This window comes from Pyxidicoccus fallax (assembly GCF_012933655.1).
GTDB lineage: Bacteria > Myxococcota > Myxococcia > Myxococcales > Myxococcaceae > Myxococcus > Myxococcus fallax.
Window position 1 is genome coordinate 40,638 of sequence record NZ_JABBJJ010000056.1, and the last position, 6,484, is coordinate 47,121.

At 72.1% G+C, this 6,484-nt stretch carries 5 protein-coding genes and 1 pseudogene; 3 read left to right on the forward strand and 3 right to left on the reverse strand.

Features of this window, described 5'->3' with window-relative positions:
- Positions 1-12: 12 nt before the first annotated feature.
- Positions 13-1,170: an RtcB family protein gene (locus HG543_RS14870; protein ID WP_169345417.1), complete on the reverse strand. Its 1,158-nt coding sequence runs from the start codon at positions 1,168-1,170 to the stop codon at positions 13-15.
- The gene (locus HG543_RS14875; protein WP_169345418.1) at positions 1,167-1,592 is read right to left on the reverse strand and encodes a ribosome-binding factor A; all 426 of its coding nucleotides are present in this window, start codon (positions 1,590-1,592) and stop codon (positions 1,167-1,169) included. Before HG543_RS14875 ends, HG543_RS14870 begins: the two co-directional genes overlap by 4 nt.
- Before the next feature lie 465 nt (positions 1,593-2,057).
- Here HG543_RS14875 and HG543_RS14880 point away from each other — a divergent pair, with 465 nt between their 5' ends.
- Positions 2,058-3,449 (forward strand): dihydrolipoyl dehydrogenase family protein, encoded by a 1,392-nt coding sequence (locus HG543_RS14880; RefSeq protein ID WP_169345419.1) that lies wholly within the window; start codon positions 2,058-2,060, stop codon positions 3,447-3,449.
- A gap of 3 nt (positions 3,450-3,452) precedes the next feature.
- On the opposite strand, the gene HG543_RS14885 is transcribed toward HG543_RS14880, so the two are convergent.
- Positions 3,453-4,415, reverse strand: a complete 963-nt coding sequence (locus tag HG543_RS14885; RefSeq protein WP_169345420.1) for a hypothetical protein — start codon at positions 4,413-4,415, stop codon at positions 3,453-3,455.
- A 261-nt stretch (positions 4,416-4,676) separates the two neighbouring features.
- Between HG543_RS14885 and HG543_RS14890 the strand changes: the two genes are divergently transcribed.
- Together HG543_RS14890 and HG543_RS14895 are read left to right on the forward strand one after the other, a co-directional pair.
- Positions 4,677-5,915 (forward strand): glycosyltransferase family 87 protein, encoded by a 1,239-nt coding sequence (locus tag HG543_RS14890; protein ID WP_169345421.1) that lies wholly within the window; start codon positions 4,677-4,679, stop codon positions 5,913-5,915.
- A gap of 297 nt (positions 5,916-6,212) precedes the next feature.
- Positions 6,213-6,484: pseudogene (locus tag HG543_RS14895) on the forward strand (energy transducer TonB); the annotation flags it as partial.

Consider the following 6,484-nt stretch of genomic DNA (forward strand, 5'->3'; position numbering starts at 1 on the left):
GCGCTTGGGGCCTCAGCCCTTGAGGACGGCGATGGGGGTGAGGCGACGCAGGGGGGTGAGGAGGTCGGCCTCGTCCTCCAGCACCTCGGTGATGTCCCGGTAGGCGGCCGGGGCCTCCTCGACGAGGGAGGCGGTCCGGCCCTGGTCGAACACCACCCGCCGCATGGCGTGCTCCAGCGCGGCCGGGCGGATGCGGGCGCGGGCCTCGGTCCGGGTGAGGACGCGGCCTGCCCCGTGCGAGCAGGAGCGGAAGGCGCGCGGCTCGCCCCGGCCCTCCACCACATAGGACGCGGTCCCCATGGAGCCGGGGATGAGCCCCCGCTGCCCCGCTTCGAGGCCGACCGCCCCCTTGCGGTGGACCAGCAACATGCGGCCGAAGTGCGGCTCCTCGGCGACGTGATTGTGATGCACGTCGACGAAGGACTCCGGGTCGGGGGCCACGCCGAGTGCCTCGGCCACCACCTCCACCGCGCGCGCGGCGATGGCGTCGCGGTTGGCGCGGGCGAAGCGGCAGGCCAGACCGGTGTCGGCGAGACAGGCGAGGCCCTCGGGGGAGCGCGTGCTCAGGCCGGGCAGGCTGCCCTCCCCCTGCGCCTGGGCCACGCGCAGGTGGTGGTCGGCGATGGCGGCCCCCACCCCGCGGGAGCCGGTGTGCAGCAGGAGCCAGACGTGGCCCTCCGCGTCCCGGTCCAGTTCGAGGAAGTGGTTGCCCCCGCCCAGGGTACCCAGGTGTCGCGGCGCCAGCCGCTCCCAGGCGTGGCGCAGCTTCTGGGTGGACAGGGGTGGGGACTCCAGCTCCGGGGGCAGCGGCACACCGCGGCCCCGGTGGACCGTGTCGCCCACGGGCACCAGGCGGGCCAGCCGCGCCAGCAGGGGCTCCAGCACGTCTCGGCCGAGCGGCGTCTCCGGTGCGGAGAAGCGGTACGCGCTGACGCCGCAGCCCAGGTCCCCGCCGAGCGCTCCGGGCACCACGTGGTGCTCGGTGGCGAAGACGGTGCCCACGGCGACGCCCGAGGACACGTGGACGTCCGGCATGGCGGCCACATGCTCGACGGCGTAGGGCTGGGCGGCGATGTGGCGGAGCTGCTTCTCCGCGCCCGGTGGAAGCGCGCGGGCCCAGACGAGGATGGGCACGGCGCCAGGGTTCGCCGGGAGGATGCGGGGCATCATCGCTCACCCCCTTCCCCATCGGTGCCGGAGGGCTCCGCCACGCCGATGTAGATGAAGCGCAGCTGTGGCGTGCGCTTCATGTCGAGGTGGAGCGCGAGCTGCGAGCGCAGGTAGCCGCTCGCGCGTTCGAGCGCCTCCTGTACGGCGCGGGTGCCGGAGGCCGCGGCGTCCGGCGTCAGCGTGTAGCCGATGCGGACGAGCCGGCCATCCGGGGACAGCTCGAAAGAGGACAGCGAGACGCCTTCGAGGCGCGGGTCGGACAGCTCGGAGCGGAAGAGGAGGGAGACCTCCTGGAAGAGGGTGGACTGCACGCGCAGGTGGCGCGCGGAAGGGTTTTCGGAGGGAGACGACGAGAACGAAGACAGCGAGTCCCCCTCGCGCCGACGGGACGCGCGGGGACGGCGATTCCTGGAAGAAGACATGAATGGACGAACGGTTTCCAGCAGGTGCACGGTGGTGACAGCTCCGCGCGCACGTGCGGTAACCAGGACGCGGGAGACCCGCTCCGTCCAGCTCAGCGCCAGGGCTCAGCGAGGGAGGAGGTCACGCCCGGTCAGGCGCGCACGGCGTGGAGCGACGCGAGACACCGTTCATTGCAGTCCCCATGACACACCTCCCGCCGCGCACCCGATTCCGGCACGGACCGTCGTTTCGTTCCCGAGTGAGACACCCGCGCTTCGCCCAGTTCAGCGCGGGCACGGACGCAGGGGCCCGGGGATTCCTGACGAACGGTCTCCCAGACGACTCAGGTGGCACCATCACCCGTGACGCCGGGGCAGGTGTCACGTGGTTACCAGCCACTCTTTCCACCATCCGACGAGCAGCCCCACGTTCCATTGGCCCGCCTGCTCTCCCGACCTACGCAACGGTCCACGGAGAGCAAACACATGGCGGAAGCCTTCGATGTGGTGGTGATTGGCGCGGGGCCCACGGGTGAGAACGCGGCCGCACGCGCGGCGGCGGCCGGGATGTCGGTGGCGCTGGTGGAGCACGAGCTGCTCGGCGGTGAGTGCTCCTTCTGGGCCTGCATCCCCAGCAAGGCGCTGCTGCGCCCGGCCGAGGCCCTGTGGCTGGCGAAGATGGCACCGGGCGCGCGCGAGGCCATCAAGGGCCCGCTCGTGGCGAGCGCCGTGCTGGAGCACCGCGACTACATGGTCGGCGACTACAAGGACGACTCCCAGGTGAAGTGGGCCGAGGGCGCGAAAATCACGGTCGTGCGCGGCAACGGCACGCTCACCGGCCCGCGCAAGGTCCGCGTGGAGTCCCGCGACGGCACCGTGCGCGAGCTGGAGGCCCGGCGCGCCGTCGTCCTGGCCACCGGCAGCAAGCCCCGCCTGCCGGACATCCCTGGCCTCAAGGAGGCGAAGCCCTGGGACAACCGCGAGGGCACCGGCGCGAAGGAGGTCCCCAAGCGGCTGCTCGTCCTCGGCGGCGGCGCGGTGGCGGTGGAGCTGGCACAGGCGTGGCGCTCGCTCGGCTCCGAGGTGACGCTCGCCCAGCGCGGCAAGAGCCTGCTGTCCCGCTTCGAGCCCTTCGTCGGTGAGCAGGTCGCCCAGGCGCTCCGCGACTCGGGCGTGCGCGTGCTGCTGGGCACGACGGCCGCTCGCGTCCAGCGCGCCGGGGACAAGGGCGAGGTGACGGTGACGCTCACCCACGGCGAGGAGGTCCGCGCCGACGCGCTGCTCGTGGCCATGGGCCGCGAGGCGCGCACGGAGGGGCTCGGCCTGGAAACGGTGGGCCTGAAGGGCGGCGGCCCCGTGCAGGTGGACGACCAGCTCCGCGCGAAGGGCGTGGAGGGCGGCTGGCTCTACGCGTGCGGCGACGTGAACGGCCGCAACCTGCTCACGCACATGGGCAAGTACCAGGCGCGGCTGGTGGGCGACATCATCGCGGGGAAGAAGGTGCACGCGTGGGCGGACGCCAAGGCCACGCCGCAGGTCATCTTCACGCACCCGCAGGCGGCGAGCGTGGGCCTCACCGAGGCCAAGGCCCGCGAGGCGAAGCTGCCCGTGCGCACGGTGCAGTACGACATGCAGAACGTGTCCGGCACCGGGCTGCTGGGCCGGGACCTCAAGGGCACCGCCAAGCTGGTGGTGGACGAGAAGCGCCGGGTCATCCTCGGCGCCACCTTCACCGGCCCCGAGGTGGGCGAGATGCTCCACGCGGCGACCATCGCCGTCGCGGGCGAGGTGTCGCTCGACACGCTCTGGCACGCGGTGCCGTCGTTCCCCACCATGAGCGAGGTGTGGCTGCGGCTGCTGGAGGCCTACGGCCTGTAGCGACTACTCCGCCACCGGCTGCTCGGCGGGCCTGAGCAGCTTCCCCGTGCTCTTCACCAGGAACCAGGCGAGCACGGGCGCCAGCCAGAACCAGATGGACGCCAGCCACGCGGTGCCCATCACCTCCCGCCCATCCGGGCACAGGGCGTAATCGTTGCCGAGCCGGATTCCCTCGGCCCCACACACGTGCAGGGACACCGCGTCCCTCAGTGGGGTGAAGAATCGGGGAACGACTCCCGCGAGCACCGGCAGGAAGGCCATCGTGAAGATGACCGCGAACCAGAACGAGTGACTCGCGCTCGACACCCGCACCGAGGGCAGCGGCGGCGCCTCGGCCGAGGGAGTCGCGACCGCGCGGCCCTGCCCCCTGCGCCGCAGCGCATGGGCGAAGGCGAGCAGCGGCACCGTGTCCGGGGGGCTGCGCGGCTCGAAGGCCACCTCGAGCAGGTCGTCATTCCACCGCAGCCAGCGCAGCCCGTGGGCCTGCAGGAAGGCGAGGTCGTCGGGCGAGAGGAAGGGGGTGCCCGTCGGCCAGCGAGGCAGGTCGCCGCCCTGGGCGAACGTCGCGAAGGCCTTGTCGAACCGGGCGCTTCCCGTGCGCACGCGCGGCACCGGCGGCAGCGGCCCCAGCAGCGGCTCGACGAGGTCGGGGGTCAGCACCAGCAGCCCGCCGCCGGTGAGCGGCACCTTCAACAAGGAACTGTCCTTTCCTCCCACCCGCTCGGGGTCCGCTCCGGGCGGGAACAGGCCCTCGACGAAGCCCTGCACCTCCACCCCTCCGCCCTCGGCCGGACGCGCGACCCACCGCACCTTCTCGTCGTCCGACAGCGTGACGCCATGCTCGGCGTACTCCCCTCCGGCCTTCTCCAACCAGGCAAGCCACTTGTTCCGCCGGAGCGCCAGCACGAGCACATGCCCGATGATGAGGATGAGGCACGCGGCCCGTGCGAGTTCCACCGCTGTCATGTCCACTTCCTTGTCCTGATCCACACCGTACCAGACGGCTCCCCACGCCCGTGCACGAGCGCGGGTCGCCTCACCCACCGTGAAGCCACCGTGCCTCCGGGAGTGCCCGGCGACACGGCACGAGCGTCGACGCCCCGGGCGCGGGGTTCTTGCACCCGTGCCATCGAGGGGTAACGGCGTTGCGGAAAGCCCGGTCCCCACGTTGCCGCCCGGCGTCGGGCGTGAAATGGTGCCGGCCCTCCCCTTACACACCCCCTATCGATGAACGTCGCCTCACCGGGGCCCTCTCACGTCGCAAGTGATTCCAACAAGTGGGCCCGGTGGGCCTGGTGGCTCCTGCTCGCCACGCTCGCGGTGGCCGCGGTGGCCGTGGGCCAGCACCCCCGGCGGGGCGTGGACTTCCGCGTCTACATCACCGCCGCCGAGCGCTTCCTGGAGGGCACCGCCCTCTACCGCGTCTCGGACGGCCACATGCCGTTCAAGTACGCCCCCGTCACCGCGCCCCTCTTCATCCCGTTCACCCTCGTCCCCGCGCGAGTCGCCGTCGCCCTGTGGAACCTGGGCTCCATCGCGATGATGCTGCTCGTGGTCCGCCTCACCACCCGCGCCGCGCCCGGCCCCTCCGAGGCGCGACCCTGGGCCTGGGGCCCCGCGCTCGCCACCTTCACCCTCCTCCCCGCCTTCACCTTCGAAATCTTCTACGGGCAGGTGGACGTCGTCATCCTCCTGCTCATCCTCGTCTCCGCACTCGGCGCCGAGCGCGGCCGGGTCTGGGGTCCCGGCGCGGCCTTCGCCGTCGCGTTCCTCCTCAAGCCTCCCGCCGCCCTCGTCGGCCTCTTCTTCCTCTGGCGCCGCCACTGGCACGTCATCGGCGCCACCGCGGTGGTCGGCGTCGCCCTCGCGCTTCCCACGCTCGCGCGCTACGGCTGGGACGGCACCCTCATCCAGTTCCAGCAGTGGAACGAGACGCTCGCGCGCACCACGCCGCCCTGGGCGCTGGCGCACAACCCGCAGGGCCTGCCCACGCTGCTGCTGTCGCTCGTGCTGCCTCCGGAGACCACCCCGCCTCCCGGGAGCATGACCGTCGCGCAGGGCATCGCCATGGCCCTCTTCCTGGGCGCGGTGCTGTGGGCCCGCCCCGGCCCCGCGGACCTGCTCGCCGTGTGCTGCCTGGGCGTGACGCTCCTGTCTCCACTGGCCTGGCGCGCCAACTACGTGCTCGCGTGGCCGCTGATGCGCGCCGCGGCCGAGGGACGCTACAAGCTCAACCTCGTCCTCCTGGCCCTCATCACGCTCAACGGCGCCCTGTCCTCCGAGTCGGCCATCGGACCCGAGCTATCCAAGGTCGTCCTGTACTGGCGTCCCTACGCCATCCTCTACTGCGTGTTCCTGATCGCCCTGCTGTGGCAGATGCGCCGCGCGGGCGCGCCCCGCGCCGTGCTCCCGGATGGAACGCTGTCGCACCTGCCGCGCCTGTTCGTGGGCATGCGCGCGCCGTGACGTCGCCGTTGCACTGAAGAAAGCGTGAGCCATGGCGATCATCCCGGCTCGCGTGACACCTCACTCGCGCGACGTGACGCTCCCGTCACGCAGGCGCCGACACCGTCGCGCCAACCGCGCGCGACGTGCGCGGTGAATTCCGTGACGTTCCCGGCTTTCGGGTGAAGGCACCGTCACACCTACTTCACGGGTGAGCAGGCGTCCGGGCTTCGTGACGCATCCGTCATGTTCTTGCGGGCGAAGTGTTACGCGTCCCGGACCTACGTGACACATGGCGTCGCTATATGCGCACCAGCCATGTTCGAAACTTTCGACAACGCCACCGATGTCGCGTCGGCCCGTCGGTTCGCACTCTCCACCACGGCCTCCGTCGCCGTGTTCGTGATGATCGGCGTCGCTGTCGTCTCGGCCGCCGGCAAGGTGCGCGAGGTCATCCAGGAGAAGAAGGGCCTGGACGTCGTCTTCCGTCCTCCGCCGCCGCCCGCGCCGGTCGTGGAGGTGAAGCCGCCGCCTCCGCCCCCGCCGGCCCCGAAGCCGAAGCTGGCCCCCAAGCCCGCTCCGCCCACGGC